This window comes from Variovorax sp. P1_G12 (assembly GCF_056405555.1).
The window spans coordinates 41,956-66,372 of record NZ_JBFUBW010000037.1; the positions used below are offsets into that span (position 1 = coordinate 41,956).

At 65.6% G+C, this 24,417-nt stretch carries 20 protein-coding genes and 2 tRNA genes; 3 read left to right on the plus strand and 19 right to left on the minus strand.

The features are described 5' to 3' along the window. Window positions 1-22 precede the first annotated feature (22 nt). Window positions 23-1,585 carry a long-chain-fatty-acid--CoA ligase gene (locus AC1D2O_RS31290; RefSeq protein ID WP_478158452.1) on the plus strand — a complete coding sequence of 521 codons (1,563 nt, stop codon included), beginning with the start codon at window positions 23-25 and terminating at the stop codon, window positions 1,583-1,585. A gap of 23 nt (window positions 1,586-1,608) precedes the next feature. Then, window positions 1,609-2,232, plus strand: a complete 624-nt coding sequence (locus AC1D2O_RS31295; protein WP_478091792.1) for a TetR/AcrR family transcriptional regulator — start codon at window positions 1,609-1,611, stop codon at window positions 2,230-2,232. A 13-nt stretch (window positions 2,233-2,245) separates the two neighbouring features. Here the strand turns inward: AC1D2O_RS31295 and AC1D2O_RS31300 are convergent, their stop codons facing one another. The 3 genes from AC1D2O_RS31300 to AC1D2O_RS31310 form a co-directional block, all read right to left on the minus strand. After that, window positions 2,246-3,463: an RtcB family protein gene (locus AC1D2O_RS31300; RefSeq protein WP_478091793.1), complete on the minus strand. Its 1,218-nt coding sequence runs from the start codon at window positions 3,461-3,463 to the stop codon at window positions 2,246-2,248. A 136-nt stretch (window positions 3,464-3,599) separates the two neighbouring features. Next, window positions 3,600-4,406 carry an SDR family NAD(P)-dependent oxidoreductase gene (locus tag AC1D2O_RS31305; protein ID WP_478158453.1) on the minus strand — a complete coding sequence of 269 codons (807 nt, stop codon included), beginning with the start codon at window positions 4,404-4,406 and terminating at the stop codon, window positions 3,600-3,602. After that, window positions 4,393-4,770, minus strand: a complete 378-nt coding sequence (locus AC1D2O_RS31310) for a VOC family protein (protein ID WP_478091796.1) — start codon at window positions 4,768-4,770, stop codon at window positions 4,393-4,395. The genes AC1D2O_RS31305 and AC1D2O_RS31310 overlap by 14 nt, the downstream gene beginning before the upstream one ends. Window positions 4,771-4,932: 162 nt before the next feature. Here AC1D2O_RS31310 and AC1D2O_RS31315 point away from each other — a divergent pair, with 162 nt between their 5' ends. Further along, window positions 4,933-5,832, plus strand: a complete 900-nt coding sequence (locus tag AC1D2O_RS31315) for a LysR family transcriptional regulator (RefSeq protein ID WP_478091798.1) — start codon at window positions 4,933-4,935, stop codon at window positions 5,830-5,832. A gap of 91 nt (window positions 5,833-5,923) precedes the next feature. Here AC1D2O_RS31315 and AC1D2O_RS31320 read toward each other — a convergent pair. From AC1D2O_RS31320 to AC1D2O_RS31395, 16 genes are all read right to left on the minus strand, one after another. Next, a tRNA-Phe gene (locus AC1D2O_RS31320) sits at window positions 5,924-5,999 on the minus strand. A gap of 18 nt (window positions 6,000-6,017) precedes the next feature. Further along, complete coding sequence (locus AC1D2O_RS31325; protein WP_478091800.1) at window positions 6,018-6,713, minus strand: response regulator; 696 nt, start codon at window positions 6,711-6,713, stop codon at window positions 6,018-6,020. 78 nt (window positions 6,714-6,791) lie between these two features. Beyond that, a complete protein-coding gene (locus tag AC1D2O_RS31330; RefSeq protein WP_478158454.1) occupies window positions 6,792-9,116 on the minus strand; it encodes a sensor histidine kinase in 2,325 nt (774 codons plus the stop codon). Then, window positions 9,113-9,691 carry a DUF4390 domain-containing protein gene (locus AC1D2O_RS31335; protein WP_478088588.1) on the minus strand — a complete coding sequence of 193 codons (579 nt, stop codon included), beginning with the start codon at window positions 9,689-9,691 and terminating at the stop codon, window positions 9,113-9,115. The genes AC1D2O_RS31330 and AC1D2O_RS31335 overlap by 4 nt, the downstream gene beginning before the upstream one ends. Before the next feature lie 34 nt (window positions 9,692-9,725). Then, a complete protein-coding gene (rsmB, locus tag AC1D2O_RS31340; RefSeq protein ID WP_478088590.1) occupies window positions 9,726-11,078 on the minus strand; it encodes a 16S rRNA (cytosine(967)-C(5))-methyltransferase RsmB in 1,353 nt (450 codons plus the stop codon). 51 nt (window positions 11,079-11,129) lie between these two features. Then, on the minus strand, window positions 11,130-11,750 hold the full coding sequence (locus tag AC1D2O_RS31345) for a LemA family protein (RefSeq protein WP_478088592.1): 621 nt from the start codon (window positions 11,748-11,750) through the stop codon (window positions 11,130-11,132). Window positions 11,751-11,843: 93 nt separating this feature from the next. Next, a complete protein-coding gene (gene rpoC / locus AC1D2O_RS31350; RefSeq protein ID WP_478088594.1) occupies window positions 11,844-16,082 on the minus strand; it encodes a DNA-directed RNA polymerase subunit beta' in 4,239 nt (1,412 codons plus the stop codon). A 20-nt stretch (window positions 16,083-16,102) separates the two neighbouring features. Continuing rightward, window positions 16,103-20,227 (minus strand): DNA-directed RNA polymerase subunit beta, encoded by a 4,125-nt coding sequence (gene rpoB, locus AC1D2O_RS31355; RefSeq protein WP_478088595.1) that lies wholly within the window; start codon window positions 20,225-20,227, stop codon window positions 16,103-16,105. 250 nt (window positions 20,228-20,477) lie between these two features. Beyond that, window positions 20,478-20,852 carry a 50S ribosomal protein L7/L12 gene (gene rplL, locus AC1D2O_RS31360; RefSeq protein WP_055801198.1) on the minus strand — a complete coding sequence of 125 codons (375 nt, stop codon included), beginning with the start codon at window positions 20,850-20,852 and terminating at the stop codon, window positions 20,478-20,480. 38 nt (window positions 20,853-20,890) lie between these two features. Then, the gene (gene rplJ / locus AC1D2O_RS31365; RefSeq protein WP_478088598.1) at window positions 20,891-21,424 is read right to left on the minus strand and encodes a 50S ribosomal protein L10; all 534 of its coding nucleotides are present in this window, start codon (window positions 21,422-21,424) and stop codon (window positions 20,891-20,893) included. 257 nt (window positions 21,425-21,681) lie between these two features. Beyond that, the gene (gene rplA, locus AC1D2O_RS31370) at window positions 21,682-22,380 is read right to left on the minus strand and encodes a 50S ribosomal protein L1 (RefSeq protein ID WP_478088600.1); all 699 of its coding nucleotides are present in this window, start codon (window positions 22,378-22,380) and stop codon (window positions 21,682-21,684) included. After that, window positions 22,381-22,812 carry a 50S ribosomal protein L11 gene (gene rplK / locus AC1D2O_RS31375; protein ID WP_478158455.1) on the minus strand — a complete coding sequence of 144 codons (432 nt, stop codon included), beginning with the start codon at window positions 22,810-22,812 and terminating at the stop codon, window positions 22,381-22,383. A gap of 156 nt (window positions 22,813-22,968) precedes the next feature. Continuing rightward, window positions 22,969-23,571 (minus strand): transcription termination/antitermination protein NusG, encoded by a 603-nt coding sequence (gene nusG, locus AC1D2O_RS31380; RefSeq protein WP_478088603.1) that lies wholly within the window; start codon window positions 23,569-23,571, stop codon window positions 22,969-22,971. Beyond that, complete coding sequence (secE, locus tag AC1D2O_RS31385) at window positions 23,571-23,954, minus strand: preprotein translocase subunit SecE (protein ID WP_442285261.1); 384 nt, start codon at window positions 23,952-23,954, stop codon at window positions 23,571-23,573. The genes nusG and secE overlap by 1 nt, the downstream gene beginning before the upstream one ends. A 137-nt stretch (window positions 23,955-24,091) precedes the next feature. After that, window positions 24,092-24,167, minus strand: a tRNA-Trp gene (locus AC1D2O_RS31390). Window positions 24,168-24,180: 13 nt separating this feature from the next. After that, window positions 24,181-24,417: EF-Tu C-terminal domain-related protein (locus AC1D2O_RS31395; RefSeq protein ID WP_478158456.1), on the minus strand; the 237-nt coding region annotated here is incomplete at its 5' end.

Consider the following 24,417-nt stretch of genomic DNA (forward strand, 5'->3'; position numbering starts at 1 on the left):
ATACAAAACAAGGAGACAAGACATGAATGAAACGAATCTGATCGATGGCCTGGCCCGAAGGGCGCGTGAAACGCCGGACGCGACGGTGTTCGCATCCGGCGCGCAGTCCGTCACCTTCGCCGAGATCGACCGGCGCACGAGCAAACTCGCGAATGCACTGCGTTCGCTCGACATGGGGCCCGGCAGCCGCATCGCGATCCTGACCAGAAGCCCCGAAGACTGTGCCCTTCTCGTGTTCGCGGCCATGAAGATCGGCGCGGTCTGCGTCCCGATCAACTGGCGCCTCGCGCCGGACGAGATCAAGTTCATTCTCGAGGACTCCGGTGCGCGAGTGCTGGTCGCGGATGCGGAGATTCTGGCCCGCGTGTCGGACGTCGTCGCGCAATGCGGCGTCAGCGCCTTCGTGGTCGATGGCGCGACCGGCGATCACTTGCGGCTCGATACCTGGTACGCGAGCTTCGACGACCGTACCGCGGACCGCGCGATCGCGCTCGAGGACGAGGCGCTCCATATCCATTCATCGGGCACCACAGGCCGCCCCAAGGGGGTCGTGCTGACGCATCGCGGCCTGCTTTCCGCCTGTCAGGTGACCTCGGAGGCCTGGAAACTCGACCAGAACGCCACGCTGGGGCATGCGCTGCCGACCTTCCATATCGCAGGGATGCTGCTGCTTCTGTTCCCGATCTACGCAGGCTGCCGATGCGTGACGTTCAAGGAGTTCAATCCGAAGGAGTACCTCTCGGCGCTGTCGAGCCAGAAGATCACGCATGTGCTCGTGGTGCCCGCGATGATCAGCTTCCTGCTGTCGCAGCCCTCTGCGCGCGAATTTGATTTCGGCAGTCTCAAGCTCATGGCGTACGCCGGGTCTCCCATCACCGAGCCCGTGCTTCGCGCGGCGATGGAAGTCTTCGATTGCGACTTCTCCCAGATCTACGGCCTGACGGAGGTGTCGGGCGTGGTCACCACCCTGACGCCCGAAGACCATCGACGCGGCGCCGAACTGCTGCGCTCGGCGGGCCGACCGATGCCTCGCGTGGAACTGCGGGTCGTCGATCCCGTCGCACTGACCGACATGGAAGAGGGGCGCGTGGGAGAGGTCTGGATCCGCAGCGATCGGAACTTCAAGGAGTACTGGGGGAAGCCGGAGTCCACGCGGGAGGCGTTTCCGGAAGGGCGCGATGCTTCGGGCGGTTGGTTCCGCTCCGGCGATGCCGGCTACCTGAAGGGCGGCTATCTCTACCTGAGCGATCGGATCAAGGACATGATCGTCTCCGGCGGCGAGAACATCTATCCGGCGGAGGTCGAGAACACCCTGATGAAACACCCGGACGTGGCCGACGGCGCAGTGATCGGGGTCCCCGATCCCGTATGGGGCGAATCCGTCAAGGCCTGCGTGGTCCTGCGCCCGGGCACGTCGGCCAGCGAGGCCGACCTGATCCACTTCATGCGGGCCCACATCGCCCACTTCAAGTGCCCGAAGACGGTCGACTTCGTCGCGGCGCTTCCGCGCACGGAGTCGGGCAAGCTGCTCAAGCGGGAGCTGCGCGCGACCTATTGGGTCGGGCATGAGCGGGCGATCCACTGAGCGCCCCTTCCTACAATCGCGAGATGCCCAGCAAACCGAAGTCCCGCAAAGAAATCATCCTCGACCGCGCGGAGCATCACTTTGCCGAGCATGGATTTCAAGGCGGGTCGCTGTCGGCCATCGCGCGCGAATGCGATGTCGGAAATCCCGGGCTGCTCCACCACTTCCCGAGCAAGGAGGAGCTGTACCGGGCCGTCCTCGAACAGCAGGCCGAAGAACTGATGGAGCGCCTCAACAAGCGCTTCGAATCGGCCGGCAGCCTGCAGGAGCGCTTGCAAGCCTTTGTCGAACTTCAGGTCGAATGGATGCAGGCGAGGCCGACGGGATTCAAGCTCATCACGCGCGAGCTGCTCGACAACTCCGAGCGGATCCAGGTGGCGCAAGCGAGGCCGCTCGAAGCTTTCCTGGCGGGCAGCCTGCAGCTGCTGGACGATGCGCAATCCGCCGGCCTGGTTCGCCGCGACCTTCCCGCCGTCGTCATCCTCACGATCATTCTCGGCACCTTGAACTACGCGAAGATGGTCCGCCCTACCTTCGAGAAGGCCTTCGCGGACCCGGCGTTGAAGAGCGACCAGCGATGGATGGAATCGATCGCGCGCGATGTGCTGCGCGTCATTTCCCCCGGCGACGGCCCGGCGACTTCGTAGCAGCGCTTGACGCTCATCCTTTCACGCACACCACCTGCTTCAAGGTGTGGACGACCTCGACCAGGTCCTTCTGCGCCGCCATGACCGCGTCGATGTCCTTGTAGGCCATCGGGATCTCGTCGATCACGTCCTTGTCCTTGCGGCACTCGACGCCTTCGGTGGCCTTGACCTGGTCATCGACGGTGAACAGCTTCTTCGCCTTCGTGCGGCTCATCACGCGGCCGGCGCCGTGGGAGCAACTCTCGAAGCTCTCGGGATTGCCGAGGCCGCGCACGATGAAGCTGCGCGCTCCCATGCTGCCCGGGATGATGCCCAGCTCGCCGCGCTTCGCGCTGACCGCGCCCTTGCGGGTCACGAACACGTCCTCGCCGAAGTGGCGTTCCTGCTGCACGTAGTTGTGGTGGCAGTTCACCGCCTCGACGTGCGACTCGAAGGGCTTGGCGATCACCTTGCGCACGGTCGCGATCAGGTTGGCCATCATCACTTCGCGGTTGCGCGCCGCGAACCGCTGGGCCCAGCCCACGCCGCGCACGTAGTCGCCGAAATACTGAGCCCCCTCCTCGAAGTACGCGAGGTCCTGGTCGGGCAGATGGCGCTGGTGCCGTTCGGCGTCCTTCTTCGCGAGCGCGATGAAGTGCGTGCCGATCGCGTTGCCCACGCCGCGCGAACCCGAGTGCAGCATGAGCCACACGGCGCCGGCTTCGTCGAGGCAGACCTCGATGAAGTGGTTGCCGCTGCCGAGCGTTCCCAGATGCTTGCGGTTGTTCGTGTTCCTGAGGCGCGGGTGCAGCTCGCACAGCGCGTCGAACTCGTCCGCCAGCGTCGCCCAGGCCTGATCGACCGCATCGGGCGGGTTCTCCCAGCTGCCTTGATCGCGGCCGCGGTGGCGCGGCGACGCGCCGTGCGGCACCGCGCGCTCGATCGCCGCGCGCAGCGGCCCGAGGTTGTCGGGCAGGTCGTTCGCATGCAGCGTGGTCTTGCAGGCCATCATCCCGCAACCGATGTCCACGCCGACGGCCGCCGGAATGATCGCGCGCAGGGTCGGGATCACCGAGCCCACGGTCGCGCCGATGCCCAGGTGCACGTCGGGCATGGCCGCGATGTGCCTGAACACGACCGGCAGGCGCGCTGCGTTGAAGAGCTGCTTCTTCGCTTCATCTTCGACCGGCACGCCGCGCGTCCACATCTTGACGGGCACGCCGCCTTCGGGGTGTTCGGTGTCGTAGGGCATTTCGTTCTTCCTCGGTTCAATGGGTGAACGCGACGGGACTCGGGTCGGCCGACCGGGGCGGCGCCGGTTCAGGCGGGCCCCCTTCGGCAGGCGCTCTGCCATCAGGCTACGCGCATCGCAGCGGCCTGGCGGGTCATCACACCATCACCCGGCCTCCCGCGACATCAAGCACCACGCCGGTGACCCACGCGGACGCGTCGCTGAGCAGGAACAGCGAGGCGGCAGCCACGTCTTCCGGCGTGCCCAGGCGCCCGAGCGGAAAGCCCTCCAGCATTCGCGTCTGCCGCTCGGGCGAAAGCGTTGCCCGAGTGCGTTCCGTCAACACCGCCGAGGGTGAAACGCAGTTGACGCGCAATCCCCGGGGACCTACTTCCTGGGCCAGGTGGCGGGTCAGCATGATGACCCCGGCCTTTGCCGCACCGTATCCTGCTGGCGCTCCTGATGCCACGCGGGCGCCTGCAGAGGCCATGGTCAGAATGCCACCACTGCCACGCGCCAGCATGCCGGGCAGGAAACACCGGAGGGCAAAGAACGTCGAAGTGAGGTTGTTGTCGATGCTGGAGCGCCAGTCCTGCTCGGTGATGTCCTGCACCGGGACGGGCCGTCCCGTGCCGCCTCCCGCGAAGGCGAGAACGAAGTCCGGCGGGCCGAAATGCGCTTCCACGCGGGCCTGCATGCGCTGGACCTGCACGAGATCCGAACAGTCGGCCTCCAGGCCAATCGCTTCCCCGCCCGCGGCTTGCGCGGCCGCCACACTGGCCTGCAACGCCGCAGGATCGCGTCCATTGATCGCCAGCCGCACGCCGTTGCGGGCCAGAGAGAGGCACGTCGCAGCGCCGATGCCGCGCGAACCTCCAGTCACAACCGCCACCTTGCCGCGCAGGTCTGTGAACACAGGGAGCGCGGCGCCTCTGGCAGGGGTCCGGGCATTAGCGTTGATCATGAGTGCGCACCTCGATGTTGTGGCGATCGGGATCGGAGAAATACAGCGCCTCCGCCCAGCCACGGGCGCCGAATTGCGAGGCGGATCGGCCATCCCGGACGAACGGATCGCCACCGAAAGGAACGCCCATGGCCTGCAGCCGTTCGCGGACGCCTTCGAAGGCGTGCCGGTCCAGGCAAAAGGCCAGATGGACGGGGTCCTTCGGCGGCTCGGCCAGCAGGTCGAGCGTGCTGTCGTCGTTCACGCGAAGCACTTCGAATGGCGCTGCGCCACCGTCGTGGTGCAGGCCGAGCAGCCTTTGGTAGAACTGCACGGACGCCTTCGCATCGCTGACGCGCAGGATGAGGTGGTCGATCTGGAGCATGTCGTCGATTTCCGGAAGTGCAAGGTGGCGCACGAGTGCCCTCGTGGCCGGAGACTTGACTGGTGGAGAAAGCGTGTGACAGTCTAGGATGCGCCGCGGGCCAATGCAGTCATCGATCTGGCATGCCCGTCATTCGAAAACGCATGGAACAGGCTCGGCCCGATGACGATTGACTGGGATGATCTGAAGGTGGTGCTGGCCATCGCCCGCAATGGCACCTTGAGCGCGGCAGCGCGCACACTCGGCACGACACAGCCCACGGTGAGCAGGCGGCTCGAATCCCTGGAGCGGCGCCTGGACGCGAAACTGTTCGACCGCGACGCGGGCGGCTTGCGCTTCACCGCGCTGGGCCAATCCCTGGTCGATGGCCTGGAACAGATGGACGCGGGAGCGCTGTCGGTGCAGCGACAGGTTGCCGCGCGTGATACCGGCCTGAGCGGAGAGATCCTGGTGACGAGCCTGGACTGGCTCGGCGATGAGGTGATCGCGCCGATGCTGGCGCGCTTCGGTGCATTGCATTCCGGGCTGGTGATCGAACTGGTCAACGACACGAAGGTGTTCAACCTGGCCCGTCGCGAAGCGGACCTGGCCTTCCGTTTCGGCTCATTCGCGCAGGAAAATCTGGTGGAGCGCCGCGTCGGCGAAGTCGCGTACGCGCTGTACGCATCCAAGAGCTATCTGGAACGGCATGGGCAGCCTGAAGCCACCGAGGGCTTCAGCGGCCACTTGTTGGTACTTCTGGACCGGGCAGCGGGGGAAGTGCCCCACGAAGCCTGGCTGCCCGCGTTGGCACACCGGGCGCGCACGGTGCTTCATGCCAATGGCCTGCGCTCCCACCTCGCCGCCGTGCGTAGCGGCGCGGCCATGGCCGTGTTGCCGTGCTTCATGGCGGAAGGCGATTCCGCACTGCGTCGCGTCGAGGTGTCGCATCCCATGCCGGTACGCGCGGTGCGGGTCGGCTTTCACTCGGACATGCGCGACACTCCGCGCGTTCGCGCCCTGGTGGACTTCGTCGTGCGGGAGTTCTCGCAGATGGAGAAACTGCTCAATCCGCTGGGTTGATGGGCTTGGGTAGAGAAGCAGTTGCCAGTTGCCAGATGCCAGATGCAAAAACGCCCCAGAACCCGAAACGGGCGCTGGGGCGCTTGGAATTTGGTGGCCTGGGGCGGAATCGAACCACCGACACGCGGATTTTCAATCCGCTGCTCTACCAACTGAGCTACCGGGCCTTGGTGTGCAGCCCGCGATTATACAGCGCTTCGGCGGCCTCGTGAAAGATCGACGCCGAGTTGCTTGAGTTTTCGATAGAGGTGGGTGCGTTCGAGCCCGGTCTTCTCGGCCACGCGGGTCATCGAGCCGTTCTCCATCGCGAGGTGAAATTCGAAGTACGCCTTCTCGAAGCCGTCGCGCGCGTCGCGCAGCGGGCGATCGAGGTCAAAGCTTTGCGTTGACTGCGGGCCCAGATCCGCGGCCTGCAGCTGCGGCGGTGCCGGCACCAGGGCGCTGTCGCCGACGGTGGTCACCACGGCGGCGAAGCTGCTCGCCGGCGGCACCACGCTGGCGGCAGCACGGCGCGCGCTTTCGCGCGCCAGCCCCTGCTCGACCGCCTTCAGCAGCTTCTGCAAGGTGATGGGCTTCTCGAGGAAGGCGAAGGCGCCGATGCGCGTGGCATCGACCGCCGTGTCGATCGTCGCGTGGCCGCTCATCATGACCACCGGCATGCTGAGGAGGCCTGCCGTCGACCATTCCTTGAGCAGCGTCACGCCGTCGGTGTCGGGCATCCAGATGTCGAGCAGGACGAGGTCGGGCCGGGCCCGCTGTCGCGCGGCCCGCGCTTCGGCCGCGTTCTCGGCGAGCTCCACGTTGTGGCCTTCGTCATTGAGAATTTCGAAGAGCAGGTCCCGGATGCCCAGCTCGTCGTCGACCACGAGGATGTTTGCCATGTGTGCTTGAGTTGTGCGCGTTTGTATTTTGAGTGATCGGTCCGTTTGCCGGTCCATTTGCCGCGCGCCGGCAAGCGCTCAGATGATGGATGACTTCGAATCTTCGGTGTGAGCAACCGCTCCCTGCGGCTTCGCTGCAAGCGCGAATGATAACGAGACTTGCGCGCCAGCCACAGCCCCGTCGACGATGCGGTTCGAAAGTTCGATCCGGGCCCCGTGTTCGTCGGCGATTTTCTTCACCACCGCCAGGCCCAGCCCGGTGCCCTTCGCCTTGGTCGTCACATAGGGCTCGAAGGCCCGCTTGAGGATGTTGTCGGCGAAGCCCGGGCCGCTGTCCTGCACCGTGAGTCGCACCCGCTGCCCCGATTCGCCCAACCGGGTGCGGATCACGACCTCGCCGCCCTGCCCGGTGCGCCCGGCATTGGCCTCTGCCGCATCCTGGGCGTTTTGCAACAGGTTGTGAATGACTTGCCGGATCTGCTGTTCGTCGGCGCGGATCGGCGGGCAGCGCTCGTCGAGCTCGGCCTTGAGCGCGACGGCGGCGTGTTCGGGCGGATAGAGGTGCATCACCTCGGTCACCAGCAGGTTCAGATCGACCGGCCGGAGGTCGGCCGCCGGCAGCCGCGCGTAGTCGCGGAACTCGTTCACCAGGCGCTTCATGGCGTCGACCTGGTCGACGATGGTCTTGACCGACTTGGTGAGGATCGCCTGCTCGGGGGGCGCGACCTTGCCCGACAGCTTCATCTCGAGCCGCTCGGCCGAGAGCTGGATCGGCGTCAGCGGATTCTTGATCTCGTGCGCCAGCCGGCGCGCCACCTCGCCCCAGGCCTGCGCGCGCTGGGCCGAGACGATCTCGGAGATGTCGTCGAACACCAGCAGCCGCTCGGCGCCCGGCAGTTCGGCGCCGCGCGCGACGATGTTGATCGCGTCCTGCCCCATCGCGTCGCCGCCCGCGTGCAGTTCGAACGCGTGCTGCCAGTGGTCGAGCCCGTGCTGGAGGCGCTCGACCTCGAAGTCGTCGAACTGCTGCTGCACGTTCTGCGCGAATTCCGACAGGCCCGGGACCTCGGCCAGCTGCTGGCCTTCAAAGGCCGCCAGCGGCGCCCGCAGCACCCGGGTGGCGCCCGGATTGGTCGAGAGGATGAAGCCCTGGGCGTCGAGCACGATCACGCCCGAGGTCAGGTTGTCCAGGATGGTCTGCAGGTTGGAGCGGGCGGCGTCGAGTTCGCCCATGGTCTTTTCGACAGCGCCGCGCGCATCGGCCAACTGCTGGGTCATGGTGGCGAATGAGCGCGTGAGGCCGCCGAGTTCGTCCCGGCCTTGCAGCACGGCGGTGGGCCGCAAGTCGCCGCCTGCCACCTGGCGCACGCCGTCGGCCAGCACCAGCAGCGGCCGTGCCAGCCGGGTGCCGAACAGCACGGCCAGCAGCACGGCGCCGAACACCGCCAGGAACAGCGTCAGCGTCAGCGTGCCGATGTACATGCGGCGCAGGCCCTCGCGCGCCAGCGCCCGTTCCTGGTACTCGCGGTTGGCCTCCTGCACCGCCAAGGCGTTGCTCACCACGGCCGGGGGCAGCGGCTGCGTGACCTGCAGGAAGCGCGGCTCGGTGTTGAATTCGAAGCCCTGGCTCTGCACCAGCGCCAGGGCCCGCACGCTGGCCACGGGCGTCGGCGCGCCCGGCACCGGCGTCTCGTCGAGGCCTTCGATGTGGGCGACGGCGCGGTCGGCACGCACCTGCCGCAGTTGCTGCTGCGTCGGCCGCTCGGGGCTGAGCTCGAAGCGCGACGCGCCCGCACTGGCCACCAGCTGGCCGCTGCCGGTCCAGAGGATGACGTCGGTCGCGCCCAACTGGTCGCGGATGCGCTCCAGCACCAGCCCGGCGCGGGTGTCCGGCACGTTGGCCAGCTGCGCGCTGGCCGTCCGCGTCTTGCTCGCGAGGTCGTCGGACAGCGAATCCAGCGTGGCGCGGCCGAGGTTCAGGCCGGCGTCGAGCGCCCCCTCGACCTTGACGTCGAACCAGCTCTCGATCGAGCGGGCGACGAATTGATAGGAAACGACGTACACCAGCATGCCGGGCACGACGCCGACCAGCGCGAAGATCGCCGCCAGGTTGATCAGGAGCCGGCTGCCGAACTTGCCTTGCCGCAGCCGCCGCAGCAGCCGGAACGCGACCCATCCGATCACGAGCACGAGCGCCACCGCCACCACCACGTTGATGCCGAACAGGCGGGCGTAGTTGCGCTCGTAGAAGGCGCGGTTGTTGGTGGCCTGCGCCAGCAGGAACATCAGCACCAGGCCGATCGCCGTGACCAGCGCCGCCACCACGCCGATGGCCCAGCGCACGGCGCGCGAACGTCGCGCCGCCGGCGACGCCCGCGGGGTGACCCGCGGGTCAGTGCTCACTTCAGTTTCTCCAGCGGGAGCCGGACGCTTTTCTCGGCCGAGATGTTCCAGTCGGACTGGCCGACCGCGCCGATCTGGAACGGGCGCGGCAACTGGGAGGTGTCGAGGCGGAAGTGGAAGGCCACGGGGTGCGTGGCATCGTCACCGATCTCGGCCAGGTCGCCCAGGCGCATGCGCCCGACCCGGCTGATGGCCTCGAGGGCATCGGCCAGGGTGTCGAAGTTCTGGTTCAGCGAGACGCCGAAGCCTGAATTGGTGATGGGCACGGGAGACACGTTGAGGCGCCATCGGCGGGTCAGGGGCTGGTAGGCCAGCCGCATGTATCGCGCCGCCTGGGCCACTTTGAGATCGGTCCAGTACCAACGTTCCCGGTACAGCTCGGCCTCGGCGACGAAATAGATCGCGATGCCTTTCTCGAGCACCTCCTCGACCACCGGCGGCAGGTCGAATTGCACCTGGGCCGTGAGGTAGACGCCGTCGTCCGCCTGCTCGAGCCGCAACTGGGTGACCGCCGGGCTGCGCGAGTCCGCCCGGGCCGGGCCCGCCAGCCAGACCGACAGAGCCCAGACAAGCACCAGGAGCGCGGCCAGCCGAGCCGGCCAACGCCTTTCAGCGTGGCAGCTTCTCGAGCAGCGCGTAGAAGAAACCGTCGTGATCACCCAAGGCATTGTCCGGGACGCCGCGCGCATTGACCCCGCTTTGGGGTAGCAAATGCCCGGGCGAGGGCAGCAATCGGGCATCGGTGTTGTGTGCAAGGAACGCCTCGATCTGGTGCGCCCCCTCCTCCAAAAACACCGAGCAGGTGCAATAAAGCAGGCGGCCGCCCGGCCGGACCAGCGGCCAGAGGGCGGCCAGCAGCATCGCCTGCTGCACCGCCAGCTGCTCGATGTCGCTCTCGCGGCGCAGCCAGCGCACGTCGGGATGGCGCCGGACGATGCCCGAAGCCGTGCACGGGGCGTCGAGCAGGATGGCGTCGAAGGACTGGCCGTCCCACCAGGCCGCGGGCCGCGAGGCGTCGGCAACGACTACTTTGGCTTTCAAGCCCAGGCGGGACAGCGTGTCGTCGATGCGGCGGCTGCGCGCGGCGTCGACCTCCAGTGCCGTGACCTCGATCGCGGCGCCGCCCGCCAGTTCGAGCAGGTGGGCCGTCTTGCCGCCCGGCGCGGCGCAGGCGTCGAGCACCCGCAGCGGCGCGGCACCGCGCAGGTCGAGGCCGGAGAGCAGCAGCGGGGCGGCGATCTGAGCGGCCGCATCCTGCACCGAGCATTCGCCCTCCAGGAAACCCGGGATCTGGGCCACCGGGCGAGCCCGCGCCAGCTGCAATCCACTGGCGCCGACCGGCACGGCCTTCAGGTCGACCGCCGCCAGCCCCTGCTGGAAAGCGGCGACATCGGTCTTCTGCAGATTGACGCGCAGGGTCATCGGCGCCTGCGTGTTGTCGGCCGCCAGCACACGCTGCCAGTCGCGCGGATGCTGGCGCCTGAGCCGTTCGATCCACCAGCGCGGATGGTTCCACTGCGCGACCGGCTCGCGCTCCGTGATCGCCACCAGTTCGTCGCGCTCGCGCAGGAAGCGCCGCAGGCAGGCATTGATGAAGCTGGCCTGGGCCCGGGTGCCCGGGTTGCGCTTGGCGGCCTCGACCGACTGGTCGACCAGCGTGAAGGGTTCATAGGGCGAGCGCTCGGCGTCCCAGGCCAGCGCGAGCGCGGTGCACAGCAGCGCATCGGCCGCCGGCGGGGGCGTGCGCTTGGCGAGCTGGCGGCGCAGCGCCTCGGCCCGGCCGAGCCAACGCAGCACCTGGAAGCCGAGCGCCTGCACGCCGGGCCGCAGCGCCGGCTCGACGGCCTCGAATGCGACGGCGCCCGAGACGCCGCTGCGGATCGACGCCAGCGACGCAGCGGTGAGCTGCAACTGGCGCCACAAGGGCGGCGAACCGGGGATGGAGTCTGGAAGATCTGGCAACTTGAGGTCGATGGTAAGGGCGGGAAGCGCAGGCGGACACCTGCGCCACGTTCAACGCAGCGGGGCTGCGGGTCTGAGCTGCATGATCCACGCCACCAGCAGGGCGGGAAACTGTCCGATCGCCGCGTTGTACTGCGCCACCGCCAGATTGAACTGGCTGCGGGCGATTTCCGCCGCGGCGGAGGGCTCGGGCCAGGCGATCGGTACGCTGTCGGCCAGCGGCTCGACCCTGCCGGGGAGCGGCACCGGCCGCGACAGCGTGCCATCGGCGTCGAAGCTGACGACCGCGTCCGGGTGCAAACGCTGCCACGCCGCCAGCAACACGTGCAAGGCGGTGCCCAATGCGGCAATGCCGGCCGGGTCGAGCGCCCGCAGCCGAGTGGCGGCCAGCAGGGTCGCGAGCTGGCCGGCTGCGGCCTGCAGCGAGGCGCCGGACGGCGGCGGGCCGGCAGGTGCGGCAGGTGCGGCAGGTGCGGCAGGTGTGGCGGGCGCGGCTGGTTCGGCCTCGGCCGCCCGCGCCAGCACGAACTCGAGCTGCCGCACCAGCGCGGCGTCGAGCGTCGCATAGGCCTGCAGGGCCGCGGAGCGCAGCCGCACCAATCGGTTGTAGGCGCCGACGAACCAGAACAGCGCCAGCGCGCCGCCGATCCAGAACGGCAGTGAATCGGGCATGCCGCTCATGGCAAGGGCGAAAAAAGAAAAGCCCCCGATCCGCGGGCGGAAAGGGGGCTTCGGGTTCCGGTCATGGCCGGAGATGCTAACCAGTTATTCGGTCGCGGCGCCTTCGCTGGCGTCGACCGCGGTGGTCACTTCCTCGGCGGCGGTGTCGGAGCCGGCCAATTCGGCCGCTTCCGACTCGGCGATCGCGCGGCGCTCGGCCTCGTCCATCGCGTCCTTGACCTTGCGTGCCTGGTGGTACGCCATGCCGGTGCCCGCAGGGATCAGGCGGCCGACGATGACGTTTTCCTTCAGGCCGCGCAGCTCGTCGCGCTTGCCCATGATCGCGGCTTCGGTCAGCACGCGCGTCGTTTCCTGGAACGATGCGGCGCTGATGAAGCTGTCGGTCGACAGCGATGCCTTCGTGATACCCAGCAGCAGGTTGGTGAACGTCGCGGGGATCTTGCCAGCGGCGCGCAGGGCGTCGTTGGTGTTGAGCATTTCGCTGCGTTCGACCTGTTCACCGGCGATGTAGTTGGTGTCGCCGACGCTCTCGACCACGACCCGGCGCAGCATCTGGCGAACGATCACCTCGATGTGCTTGTCGTTGATCTTCACGCCTTGCAAGCGGTACACGTCCTGCACTTCGTCCACGATGTAGCGCGCCAGTTCTTCCGAACCCAGCAGGCGCAGGATGTCCTGCGGGTCCGCCGGGCCGTCGACCACGCTTTCGCCCTTGTTCACCACCTGGCCTTCGTGCACCAGAATGTTCTTTTCCTTCGGCACGAGGTCTTCCCAGACGGTGCCTTCGGGGTCGGTGATCTGCAGGCGGATCTTGCCCTTGGTCTCCTTGCCGAACGACACGGTACCGGTCATTTCGGCCAGCATGCCCTTGTCCTTCGGCGAACGGGCCTCGAACAGCTCGGCCACGCGCGGCAGACCGCCGGTGATGTCCCGCGTCTTCTGGCCTTCGACCGGAATCCGCGCCAGCACTTCGCCGGGGCCCACGTCCTGGCCGTCGCGCACCTGGACCAGCGCACCGATCGGGAAGCCGATGGTCACCGAGTGGTCGGTGCCGGGGATCTTGACCTCGGCGCCCGAGGCGTCGATCAGCTTCACTTGCGGACGCACGACCTTGGCAGCGCCGCGGCGCTTCGGATCGATCACGACCAGGGTCGACAGGCCGGTGACTTCGTCCACCTGCTTGGCGACCGTGAGGCCTTCCTCGACGTTCTCGAACTTCGTCTGACCGGCGAATTCCGTGATGATCGGGCGCGTCAGCGGATCCCAGTTGGCCAGCACGTGGCCGGACTTGATCTGCTGGTCGGCCTTGACCGCCAGGATGGCGCCGTACGGCACCTTGTGGCGCTCGCGCTCGCGGCCGTGCTCGTCATGGATGATGATCTCGCCCGAACGCGAGATCACGACCAGTTCGCTCTTGCTGTTGGTCACGTAGCGCATCGTGGCGTTGAAGCCGATCGAACCGTTCGACTTGGCTTCGACGCTGGAGGCCACCGCCGCGCGCGAGGCCGCACCGCCGATGTGGAAGGTCCGCATCGTCAGCTGCGTGCCGGGCTCGCCGATCGACTGCGCCGCGATCACGCCGACCGCTTCGCCGTTGTTGACCAGGCCGCCGCGGCCGAGGTCGCGGCCGTAGCACTTGGCGCAGATGCCGAAGCGGGTCGCGCAGGTCAGCGCCGTGCGCACCTTGACTTCGTCGACGCCGTCGGCCTCGATCGCGTCGATGACGTCCTCGTCGAGCATGTCGCCGGCATTCACCAGCACGGCACGCGTTTCGGGGTGCAGCACGTCTTCCGCAGCGGTACGGCCGAGGATACGGTCGCGCAGCGATTCGATCACTTCACCGCCTTCGACGATGGCGCGCATCAGTGCGCCGTCGTGGGTGCCGCAATCCTGCTCGATCACGACCAGATCCTGCGTCACGTCGACCAGGCGGCGCGTCAGGTAGCCGGAGTTCGCGGTCTTCAGCGCCGTGTCGGCCAGACCCTTACGGGCACCGTGGGTGGAGATGAAGTACTCCAGCACGTTCAGGCCTTCACGGAAGTTCGCCGTGATGGGCGTCTCGATGATCGAGCCGTCAGGCTTGGCCATCAGGCCCCGCATGCCGGCCACCTGGCGGATCTGCGCGGCGGAACCGCGAGCGCCCGAGTCGGCCATCATGTAGATCGAGTTGAACGACTCCTGCTCGACTTCCTTGCCGTGGCGGTCGATGACGGTCTGCTTCGACAGCTTGGCCATCATGACCTTCGACACTTCGTCGCCGGCCTTGCCCCAGATGTCGACCACCTTGTTGTAGCGCTCGCCGGAGGTCACGAGACCGGAGACGTACTGCTGCTCGATCTCCTTCACTTCCTTGGCCGAGCGGTCGATGATGCCGTGCTTCTCGGCCGGCACCAGCATGTCGTCGATCGCGATCGAGATACCGGCCTTGGTCGCCAGGCGGAAGCCGTTCTGCAACAGCTTGTCGGCGAACACGACGGTCTCTTTCAGGCCGCACTTGCGGAACGAGACGTTGATGAGCTTGGAGATTTCCTTCTTCTTCAGCGCCTTGTTGATGTTCGAGAACGGCAGGCCCTTCGGCAGGATCTCGGACAGCAGCGCACGGCCCACGGTCGTGTCCACCAGCGAGGTCGACGGCACGAACGCGCCGCTTTCCTTGTCCTTGGTGTACTCGGTGATGCGGACCGCGACCTTGGCGGTGAGCTCGACCACGTTGGCGTCGAGCGCGCGCTGGACTTCACCGATGTCGGAGAAGATCAGGCCCTCGCCCTTGGCGTTGATGCGGTCGCGGGTCGTGTAGTACAGACCCAGCACCACGTCCTGCGAAGGAACGATCGACGGTTCGCCGGACGCCGGGAACAGCACGTTGTTGGAGGCCAGCATCAGCGTGCGGGCTTCCATCTGCGCTTCCACCGACAGCGGCACGTGGACGGCCATCTGGTCGCCGTCGAAGTCGGCATTGAAAGCCGCGCAGACCAGCGGGTGCAGCTGGATCGCCTTGCCTTCGATCAGGATCGGCTCGAAGGCCTGGATGCCCAGGCGGTGCAGCGTCGGTGCGCGGTTCAGCATCACCGGGTGTTCCTTGATCACTTCTTCAAGGATGTCCCAGACCACCGGCGTGCCCGATTCCACTTCCTTCTTGGCCGCCTTGATGGTGGTCGCGATGCCCATGGCTTCGAGGCGCGAGAAGATGAAGGGCTTGAACAGCTCGAGCGCCATCAGCTTCGGCAGGCCGCACTGGTGCAGCTTGAGCGTCGGGCCGACCACGATGACCGAACGGCCCGAGTAGTCGACGCGCTTGCCCAGCAAGTTCTGGCGGAAGCGACCGCTCTTGCCCTTGATCATGTCGGCCAGCGACTTCAGTGCGCGCTTGTTGGCGCCCGTCATGGCCTTGCCGCGACGGCCGTTGTCCAGCAGCGAGTCGACCGCTTCCTGGAGCATCCGCTTCTCGTTGCGCGCGATGATTTCCGGCGCCTTCAGTTCGAGCAGGCGGCGCAGGCGGCTGTTGCGGTTGATGACGCGACGATAGAGGTCGTTCAGGTCGGAGGTCGCGAAGCGGCCGCCGTCCAGCGGCACCAGCGGACGCAGGTCCGGCGGCAGCACGGGCAGCACTTCGAGCACCATCCAGTTGGGCTTGATGCCCGACTTGCGGAAGGCTTCCAGCACCTTGAGGCGCTTGGAGTTCTTCTTGACCTTGACTTCGGAGCCGGTCAGGTCGCCGCGCAGACGCTCGATCTCGCTGTCGAGCTCGATGCCTTCCAGCAGGTCCTTGATGCCTTCGGCGCCCATCTTGGCGATGAACTCGTCGCCGTATTCCTTGCGCTTCGCGTCATAGTCGTCCTCGGACATGATGCCGAACTTCTTCAGCGGGGTCATGCCGGGGTCGGTGATCACGTAGGCTTCGAAGTACAGCACGCGTTCGATGTCGCGCAGCGTCATGTCGAGCACCAGGCCCAGGCGCGACGGCAGCGACTTCAGGAACCAGATGTGGGCGCAGGGCGCGGCCAGGTCGATGTGACCCATGCGCTCGCGACGCACCTTGGTCTGCGTGACTTCAACGCCGCACTTCTCGCAGATCACGCCGCGGTGCTTCAGGCGCTTGTACTTGCCGCACAGGCACTCGTAGTCCTTGATCGGGCCGAAGATCTTGGCGCAGAAGAGACCGTCGCGCTCGGGCTTGAAGGTCCGGTAGTTGATGGTCTCGGGCTTCTTCACTTCGCCGAAGGACCACGAGCGGATCTTCTCGGGCGAGGCCATGCCGATGCGGATGGCATCGAAATGCTCGTCCGGCGTGAATTGCTTGAACAGGTCGAGTAATGACTTCATGTGACTCTTTCCTTGTTTGCTTATGAGCGTTCCAGTTCAATATCCAAGCCAAGGGAACGGATTTCCTTGACCAGCACATTGAACGATTCCGGCATCCCGGCTTCGATCGAGTGTTCGCCCTTGACGATGCTCTCGTAGACCTTGGTACGGCCCTGCACGTCGTCGGACTTCACCGTCAGCATTTCCTGCAGCACGTAGGCGGCGCCGTAGGCCTCCAGCGCCCACACTTCCATTTCACCGAAGCGCTGGCCGCCGAACTGCGCCTTGCCGCCCAGCGGCTGTTGCGTGACCAGCGAGTACGGGCCGGTCGAGCGGGCGTGCATCTTGTCGTCCACCAGGTGGTGCAGCTTCAAGAAGTGCATGTAGCCGACGGTGGTCGGACGTTCGAACTGGTCGCCGGTGCGGCCGTCGTACAGGTAGGCCTGCGTGCGGGTCTCGGTCAGGCCCTTGAGCTTGGCGATCTCGTCCGGATAGGCGAGCTTCAGCATGCCGCGGATTTCCTCTTCCGAGGCACCGTCGAACACCGGCGTGGCGAAGGTCACGCCGCTCGACAGGTTGGCCGCCATCTCGAGCACGTCGGAATCGCTGAGCTTGCTCAAGTCTTCCTTGCGGCCCGAGCCGTTGTACATCTCGTCCATGAACTTGCGCAGCTCGGCCACCTTGGCCTCGGCCTGCAGCATGTCGCCGATGCGCTGGCCGATGCCCTTGCCGGCCCAGCCCAGATGCACTTCGAGCACCTGCCCGACGTTCATCCGCGAGGGCACGCCCAGCGGGTTCAGGCAGATGTCGCACGGCGTGCCGTCGGCCATATGGGGCATGTCCTCGACCGGAACGATCTTCGACACCACACCCTTGTTGCCGTGGCGGCCGGCCATCTTGTCGCCGGGTTGCAGGCGGCGCTTGACGGCCAGGTAGACCTTGACCATCTTGAGCACGCCCGCGGGCAGCTCGTCGCCCTGCGTGAGCTTCTTGCGCTTCTCTTCGAACGCGAGGTCGAAGCTGTGGCGGGTCTGCTCGAGCGAGTTCTTGATCGACTCGAGCTGCGTCGCCACTTCGTCTTCCGCCGGGCGGATGTCGAACCAGTGGAACTTCTCGATCGACGTCAGATACGCCTTGTCGAGCTTGGTGCCCTTGGCCAGCTTGTTCGGGCCGCCGTTGGCGACACGGCCGGTCAGCAGCTTCTCGATCCGGTCGAAGGCGTCGGCTTCGACGATGCGAAGCTGGTCGTTCAGGTCGAGGCGGAAGCGCTTGAGCTCGTCGTCGATGATCTGCTGGGCGCGCTTGTCGCGCGTGATGCCTTCGCGGGTGAACACCTGGACGTCGATCACGGTGCCTTGCGAGCCCTGGTCGACGCGCAGCGAGGTGTCCTTCACGTCGGAAGCCTTCTCGCCGAAGATCGCGCGCAGCAGCTTCTCTTCAGGCGTCAGCGTGGTCTCGCCCTTCGGCGTGACCTTGCCCACCAGCGTGTCGCCCGGCTGCACTTCGGCGCCGACGTAGATGATCCCGGATTCGTCCAGGCGGTTGAGCTGCTGCTCGGCCAGGTTCGGGATGTCGCGCGTGATTTCCTCGGCACCGAGCTTGGTGTCGCGGGCCATCACCACCAGTTCCTCGATGTGGATCGAGGTGTAGCGGTCTTCGGCCACCACGCGTTCGCTGATCAGGATCGAGTCTTCGAAGTTGTAGCCGTTCCAGGGCATGAACGCGATCAGCATGTTCTGGCCGAGCGCGAGCTCGCCCAGGTCGGTCGACGCGCCGTCGGCAACCACGTCGCCCTTGGCGATCTTGTCGCCGCGCTTGACGATCGGACGCTGGTGGATGTTCGTGTTCTGGTTCGAACGCTGGTACTTGATCAGGTTGTAGATGTCGACGCCGACTTCACCGGCGGTGGCTTCGGCATCGTTGACGCGGACCACGATGCGGGTGGCATCGACGTAGTCGACGATACCGCCGCGGGTGGCCGTGACCACGGTGCCCGAGTCGACCGCGGAGACGCGCTCGATGCCGGTACCGACGAAGGGCTTCTCGGGGCGCAGCACAGGCACGGCCTGGCGCTGCATGTTGGCGCCCATCAACGCGCGGTTCGCATCGTCGTGCTCCAGGAAGGGCACGAGCGAGGCCGCCACCGACACGATCTGCGCCGGCGACACGTCCATGTACTGCACGCGCTCGGCGCCGACCAGGATCGATTCGCCGGTTTCGCGCGCCGACACCAGGTCGCCGGTCAGGCGGCCGTCCTTGTCCAGGGCCGCATTGGCCTGGGCGATGACGTACTTGCCTTCCTCGATGGCCGACAGGTAGTCGATGTCCATCGTGACCTTGCTGTCGACCACGCGGCGGTACGGCGTCTCGATGAAGCCGTATTCGTTCAGGCGGGCGTACAGGGCCAGCGAGTTGATCAGGCCGATGTTCGGGCCTTCAGGCGTTTCGATCGGGCACACGCGGCCGTAGTGGGTGACGTGCACGTCGCGCACTTCGAAGCCGGCGCGTTCGCGGGTCAGACCGCCCGGGCCCAGGGCCGAGACGCGACGCTTGTGCGTGATCTCGGACAGCGGGTTGGTCTGGTCCATGAACTGCGACAGCTGCGAGGCGCCGAAGAATTCCTTCAGCGCGGCCGAGATCGGCTTGCTGTTGATCAGGTCGTGCGGCATCAGCGGCTCTTGCTCGGCCTGGCCCAGACGCTCCTTCACGGCCTTCTCGATGCGGGCCAGGCCGGTGCGGTACTGGTTCTCGGCCAGCTCGCCGACGCAACGCACGCGGCGATTGCCCAGGTGGTCGATGTCATCGACTTCGCCGCGGCCATTGCGCAGGTCGACGAGGATCTTGACCACGGCCAGGATGTCCTCGTTGGTCAGCACCATCGGGCCGGTCGATTCGTCGCGGCCGACCTTGGCGTTGAACTTCATGCGGCCGACGCGCGACAGGTCGTACGTGTCCGGGTTGTAGAACAGGCGCTGGAACAAGGCCTGCACCGCGTCTTCCGTCGGCGGCTCGCCGGGGCGCATCATGCGGTAGATGGCGACGCGGGCGGCGAACTCGTCCACCGTCTCGTCGATGCGCAGGGTCTGCGAGATGTAGGCGCCCTGGTCGAGTTCGTTGGTGTAGATCGCCTGGACGTCCTGCACGCCGGCCGTGCGCAGCTTCTTCAGCAACGCTTCGGTCAGTTCGTCGTTGGCCTTGGCCAGGATTTCACCGGTGTCGGGGTCGACGATGTTGCGGGCCACGACGCGGCCGACCAGGAAGTCTTCCGGCACGCTGATGTGCGTGGTTTCCGACTGCTCGAGCTCGCGCGTGTGGCGCGCGGTGACGCGCTTGTCCTTGGCGACCACGACCTTGCCGGCCTTGTCGGTGATGTCGAAGCGGGCGACTTCGCCGCGCAGGCGCTCGGAGACGAACTCCATCTGCGCGCCGCTGTCCATCAGGCGGAAGTTGTCGTTGACGAAGAAGTTCGCCAGGATCGATTCCGGGTTCAGGCCGATGGCCTTGAGCAGGATCGTGACCGGCATCTTGCGGCGGCGGTCGACGCGGAAGTACAGCATGTCCTTCGGGTCGAACTCGAAGTCGAGCCACGAGCCGCGGTAGGGAATCACGCGGGCCGAGAACAGCAGCTTGCCCGAGCTGTGGGTCTTGCCCTTGTCGTGCTCGAAGAACACGCCCGGCGAACGGTGGAGCTGCGACACGATCACGCGCTCGGTGCCGTTGATGATGAACGAGCCCTTGTCGGTCATGAGCGGCACTTCGCCCATGTAGACCTCTTGCTCCTTGACTTCCTTGACCACCTTCGACTGCGAGGTCGACGACTCGCGGTCATAGATGATCAGCTGGACCTTGGCGCGCACGGCCGAGGCGAAGGTGAGACCACGGGTCTGGCATTCGCGGACGTCGAAGGCGGGTTTCGCGAGGTTGTACTCGAGGAACTTCATCTCGACGAAACCGTTGTGCGAGACGATCGGGAACGCAGCGTCGAACGCGGCCTGCAGACCTTCCACAGTGCGTTTCTGGGGCGCGATGCCGGCTTGCAGGAACGCGGTGTACGCGTCTTTCTGCATCTGCAGCAGGTAGGGGATTTCGACGACGCTGTCGCGGTTGCCGAAATTCTTTCGGATACGCTTGCGTTCGGTGTAACTGTACGTGGACGTTTGGGCCATGAGAGCTCCGGAGCTTGAGATCTTCAGCGACGTGGTGAGGTGCCTGAGCACCACTCTCCTTGGCGGCTGGCCACTACCAGCCCTGGCGGACGGCGATGCGTTGCACATCGCCCGAACCAAGGGGGTCTTCTGCAGTCGGGGTCAGAAGACACTCAAAAATCGACTGACTCGAGCCGGTTTTTGGGTGCGCTCTGAAAGCGGCAAAGGCTGGAGGGCCTTTCGGCGCCTCCAGCCCTTCAGGGAAACTGAATTACTTCAGTTCCACCTTGGCGCCGGCATCTTCCAGCTTCTTCTTGGCGGCTTCAGCGTCAGCCTTCGACAGGCCTTCCTTGACGGCCTTGGGAGCGGCTTCCACCAGGTCCTTGGCTTCCTTGAGGCCCAGGCCGGTGATTTCGCGCACGGCCTTGATCGCCGACACCTTGTTCGCGCCAGCATCCATCAGCATGACGTTGAATTCGGTCTGCTCTTCGACCACTGCTGCAGCGGCGCCACCGCCGGCTGCGGGAGCCGACATGGCTGCGGCGCTCACGCCGAACTTCTCTTCGATGGCCTTGACCAGGTCGTTGAGTTCCAGGACCGTCATGCTGTCGAGCGCGGTCAGAAATGCGTCTTTATCGAATGCCATTTTTGTTTCCTAAATAAGTTGGGTCAAAAGTCGCGCACTCAAGCGGCGACTTCTTCTGCGGCGGGAGCTTCCGCCTGTGCTTCGCCACCACCACGCTTCTCGGCCAGCGCCGCGAGCACGCGTGCGGTACGAGAGATCGGGGATTGCATCAAGCCCAGCAATTGCGCCAGCAGCACTTCCTTCGAAGGGATGTTGGCCAGTTGCTTCACGCCGTCGACGTCCAGGGCCTTGCCACCGAATGCGCCGCCGCGAATCACCAACTTGTCGTTGGTCTTCGCGAAATCGGCCACCACTTTCGCGGCAGCCACAGCGTCTTCGGAGAAGCCGTAGATCAGCGGACCGGTCATCTGGTCGCCGACGATCTCAAACGCGCTACCAGCGACAGCACGGCGTGCCAGCGTGTTCTTGAACACGCTGAGAGTCACACCCTTGCTGCGCGCTTCGTTGCGCAGTTTGGTCATATCGGCCACCGTGATGCCACGGTATTCCGCCATCACGAGCGTTTGAGCTTTTGCGGCGAGGCTGGTCACATCACTGATGACCGCTTCTTTCTCACTGCGATTCAGACTCAAGGTCTACTCCTTTTCAATGCGATCCTCGGCGAAAGCTTCGGATCGCGCTTCATGCAGCGACCAACTGTTTCGGAACAAAAATTCAAATTCCTTGCAGTGGGGTCGCCATCTGCGCTGGCTGCCCGACGAAGGTCGGGCGATTAAGTGCAGGCAACCTGCACACCAGCGGTCTTGGATGGCTCGCGGCAACCGAAGCTGCCACGACCCACCACATCCGCCTCACCGTTTGACGGGCGAGGCAAATCTCATCAAAGCTCTCAGCTCGCGGCGATGGTTTGCGTGTCCACGCGGACACCCAGACCCATCGTCGACGACACGGCGACCTTGCGCAGGTACACGCCCTTGCTGGTCGCCGGCTTGGCCTTGACCAGGGCTTCGATCAGCGCGGCGAGGTTGCCCTGCAGCTTGTCGGTGTCGAACGAGCGGCGACCGATCGTGCCGTGAATGATGCCGGCCTTGTCGACGCGGAACTGGACCTGGCCAGCCTTGGCGTTCTTGACGGCGGTCGCGACGTCGGGCGTCACGGTGCCGACCTTCGGGTTCGGCATCAGGCCGCGGGGGCCGAGGATCTGGCCCAGCGTACCGACCACGCGCATCGCGTCCGGAGCGGCGATCACGACGTCGAAGGGCATGTCGCCAGCCTTCACCATCGCTGCCAGGTCGTCCATGCCGACGATGTCGGCGCCGGCGGCCTTGGCTTCTTCAGCCTTGGCGCCCTGGGCGAACACAGCCACGCGCTTGGTCTTGCCGGTGCCGTTGGGCAGCACGACGGCGCCACGCACGACCTGGTCCGACTTCTTCGCGTCGATGCCAAGCTGCACCGCGACGTCGATGGACTCATCGAACTTGGCGGTGGCGGCTTCCTTCACGAGACCGATGGCATCGGCCAGTGCGTACAGCTTGTTGCTGTCGACCTTGCCCACGAGGGCTTTTTGCTTCTTGGTGATCTTGGCCATTTACACGCCCTCCACATTCACGCCCATCGAGCGGGCCGAGCCGGCGATGGTGCGAACCGCGGCGTCCAGATCGGCAGCGGTCAGGTCCTTCATCTTGGCCTTGGCGATTTCCTCGAGCTGTGCGCGAGTGATCTTGCCGACCTTGTCCGTGTGCGGACGTGCGGAACCCTTCTCGAGCTTGATCGCCTTCTTGATCAAGGTGACCGCCGGCGGCGTCTTGATGATGAAGGTGAAGCTCTTGTCGGCGAACGCGGTGATGACCACCGGCAGCGRCAGGCCCGGCTCGACGCCTTGGGTCTGCGCGTTGAACGCCTTGCAGAATTCCATGATGTTCAAACCGCGCTGGCCCAGGGCGGGACCGATCGGCGGTGAGGGATTGGCTTTACCAGCTGGGACTTGCAGCTTGATGAAGCCGACGATTTTTTTCGCCATGCTTTACTCCTTGCGGGTGATGACGCCTTGGCTTTTTTAGCCGCAGCTCCCCGGGGTTAAACGACTCTTCTCTTCTGTCTGCGCCGAGTCGGAAAGCGCAGACAATTCAATCAGTTGAGGACAGAGCACGCTTCGCGTGGTCTGTCCCGCAATGTCTCAAGTCTTTTCGACTTGACTGAATTCGAGCTCCACAGGCGTCGCGCGGCCGAAGATCATGACCGACACGCGCACCTTGCTCTTTTCGTAGTTGACTTCCTCGACCGTGCCGTTGAAGTCGGTGAAAGGGCCCTCCTTGACGCGCACGAACTCGCCGGCCATGAACTCGACCTTGTGGCGCGGCTTCTCGGTGCCCTGCTGCATCTGGTTCACGATGTCCTCGACTTCCTTCTGGGAAATCGGGGCCGGACGGTTCTTGGCGCCGCCGACGAAGCCCGTGACCTTGTTGGTGTGCTTCACCAGGTGCCAGCTCTCGTCGTCCATGATCATCTCGACCAGGACATAGCCCGGGAAGAAACGACGCTCGGTGGTGCGCTTCTGGCCGTTCTTGATCTCGACCACTTCTTCGGTCGGCACCAGGATGCGGCCGAACTTGCCTTGCATGCCGGCGCGGTTGATGCGCTCGAGAATGTTGCGCTCGACGGCCTTTTCCATGCCGGAATACGCGTGCACCACGTACCAACGCAGGTCCGGGTTGCTCGCGGGGGCCAGCAGCGGATTGATTTCCGGCGTGGCTTCTGCTTCGACGGCTTCGTCAGTCATTATTTTCTCCAGCCCAGAATGAGGTCGAAAAACACCCATTCGAGCGTCTTGTCGGTGAGCCAAAGGAAGATGGACATGATCGCCACGAAGGCGAACACGTAAGCCGTCATCTGGATCGTTTCCTTGCGCGTCGGCCAGACAACCTTCTTGACCTCGCGCCACGAATCGCGGCCGAAGGCCCATAGCTGGCGGCCGCTCTCGGAGCTTCCAAACGCACCCACGGCAGCCGCGAGGCCGACCAGCAAAGCGACCCACTGCACCACCGCGCCCTGGCGCGAGAGCAGATAGAACGCCACGATGGCGCCCACCGCCAGCACGACGGCCGCAGCCAGCTTGGCCTTGTCCGCGTTGGTACTGACGGTTTCGATTTGAGAAGTGGCCATCTTGGGCTTTGTTCCTGCGGCCTTGCGGCCTTCAAATTCAATGCGTCGTCTGAGACGCCGAAGCCCGTCAGGCTATGACGGGCTTTTTTTGCCTTCCCGCCGGGCTATGGCGGGCTTGCTTTGCGGAGCCACCTAAGTGGCAGGGGCAGTAGGAATCGAACCTACAACCTTCGGTTTTGGAGACCGACGCTCTGCCAATTGAGCTATACCCCTGTGGAATCCGTAATCAGATGTCGAGGATCTTCGCCACGACGCCCGAGCCCACGGTGCGGCCGCCTTCACGGATGGCGAAGCGCAGGCCTTCTTCCATCGCGATCGGGTTGATCAGCTTGACCGTGATCGACACGTTGTCGCCGGGCATGACCATTTCCTTGTCCTTCGGCAGCTCGATCGCGCCGGTGACGTCGGTCGTGCGGAAGTAGAACTGCGGACGGTAGTTGTTGAAGAACGGCGTGTGACGGCC

Bases quoted from the DNA above. Each gene is read 5' to 3' on its own strand.
- AC1D2O_RS31290 (WP_478158452.1), top strand. From the start codon at position 23: ATGAATGAAACGAATCTGATCGATGGCCTGGCCCGAAGGGCGCGTGAA.
- AC1D2O_RS31295 (WP_478091792.1), top strand. From the start codon at position 1,609: ATGCCCAGCAAACCGAAGTCCCGCAAAGAAATCATCCTCGACCGCGCG.
- AC1D2O_RS31300 (WP_478091793.1), bottom strand. From the start codon at position 3,463: ATGCCCTACGACACCGAACACCCCGAAGGCGGCGTGCCCGTCAAGATG.
- AC1D2O_RS31305 (WP_478158453.1), bottom strand. From the start codon at position 4,406: ATGATCAACGCTAATGCCCGGACCCCTGCCAGAGGCGCCGCGCTCCCT.
- AC1D2O_RS31310 (WP_478091796.1), bottom strand. From the start codon at position 4,770: ATGCTCCAGATCGACCACCTCATCCTGCGCGTCAGCGATGCGAAGGCG.
- AC1D2O_RS31315 (WP_478091798.1), top strand. From the start codon at position 4,933: ATGACGATTGACTGGGATGATCTGAAGGTGGTGCTGGCCATCGCCCGC.
- AC1D2O_RS31325 (WP_478091800.1), bottom strand. From the start codon at position 6,713: ATGGCAAACATCCTCGTGGTCGACGACGAGCTGGGCATCCGGGACCTG.
- AC1D2O_RS31345 (WP_478088592.1), bottom strand. From the start codon at position 11,750: ATGCCCGATTCACTGCCGTTCTGGATCGGCGGCGCGCTGGCGCTGTTC.
- rpoC (WP_478088594.1), bottom strand. From the start codon at position 16,082: ATGAAGTCATTACTCGACCTGTTCAAGCAATTCACGCCGGACGAGCAT.
- rpoB (WP_478088595.1), bottom strand. From the start codon at position 20,227: ATGGCCCAAACGTCCACGTACAGTTACACCGAACGCAAGCGTATCCGA.
- rplL (WP_055801198.1), bottom strand. From the start codon at position 20,852: ATGGCATTCGATAAAGACGCATTTCTGACCGCGCTCGACAGCATGACG.
- rplA (WP_478088600.1), bottom strand. From the start codon at position 22,380: ATGGCCAAGATCACCAAGAAGCAAAAAGCCCTCGTGGGCAAGGTCGAC.
- nusG (WP_478088603.1), bottom strand. From the start codon at position 23,571: ATGACTGACGAAGCCGTCGAAGCAGAAGCCACGCCGGAAATCAATCCG.
- secE (WP_442285261.1), bottom strand. From the start codon at position 23,954: ATGGCCACTTCTCAAATCGAAACCGTCAGTACCAACGCGGACAAGGCC.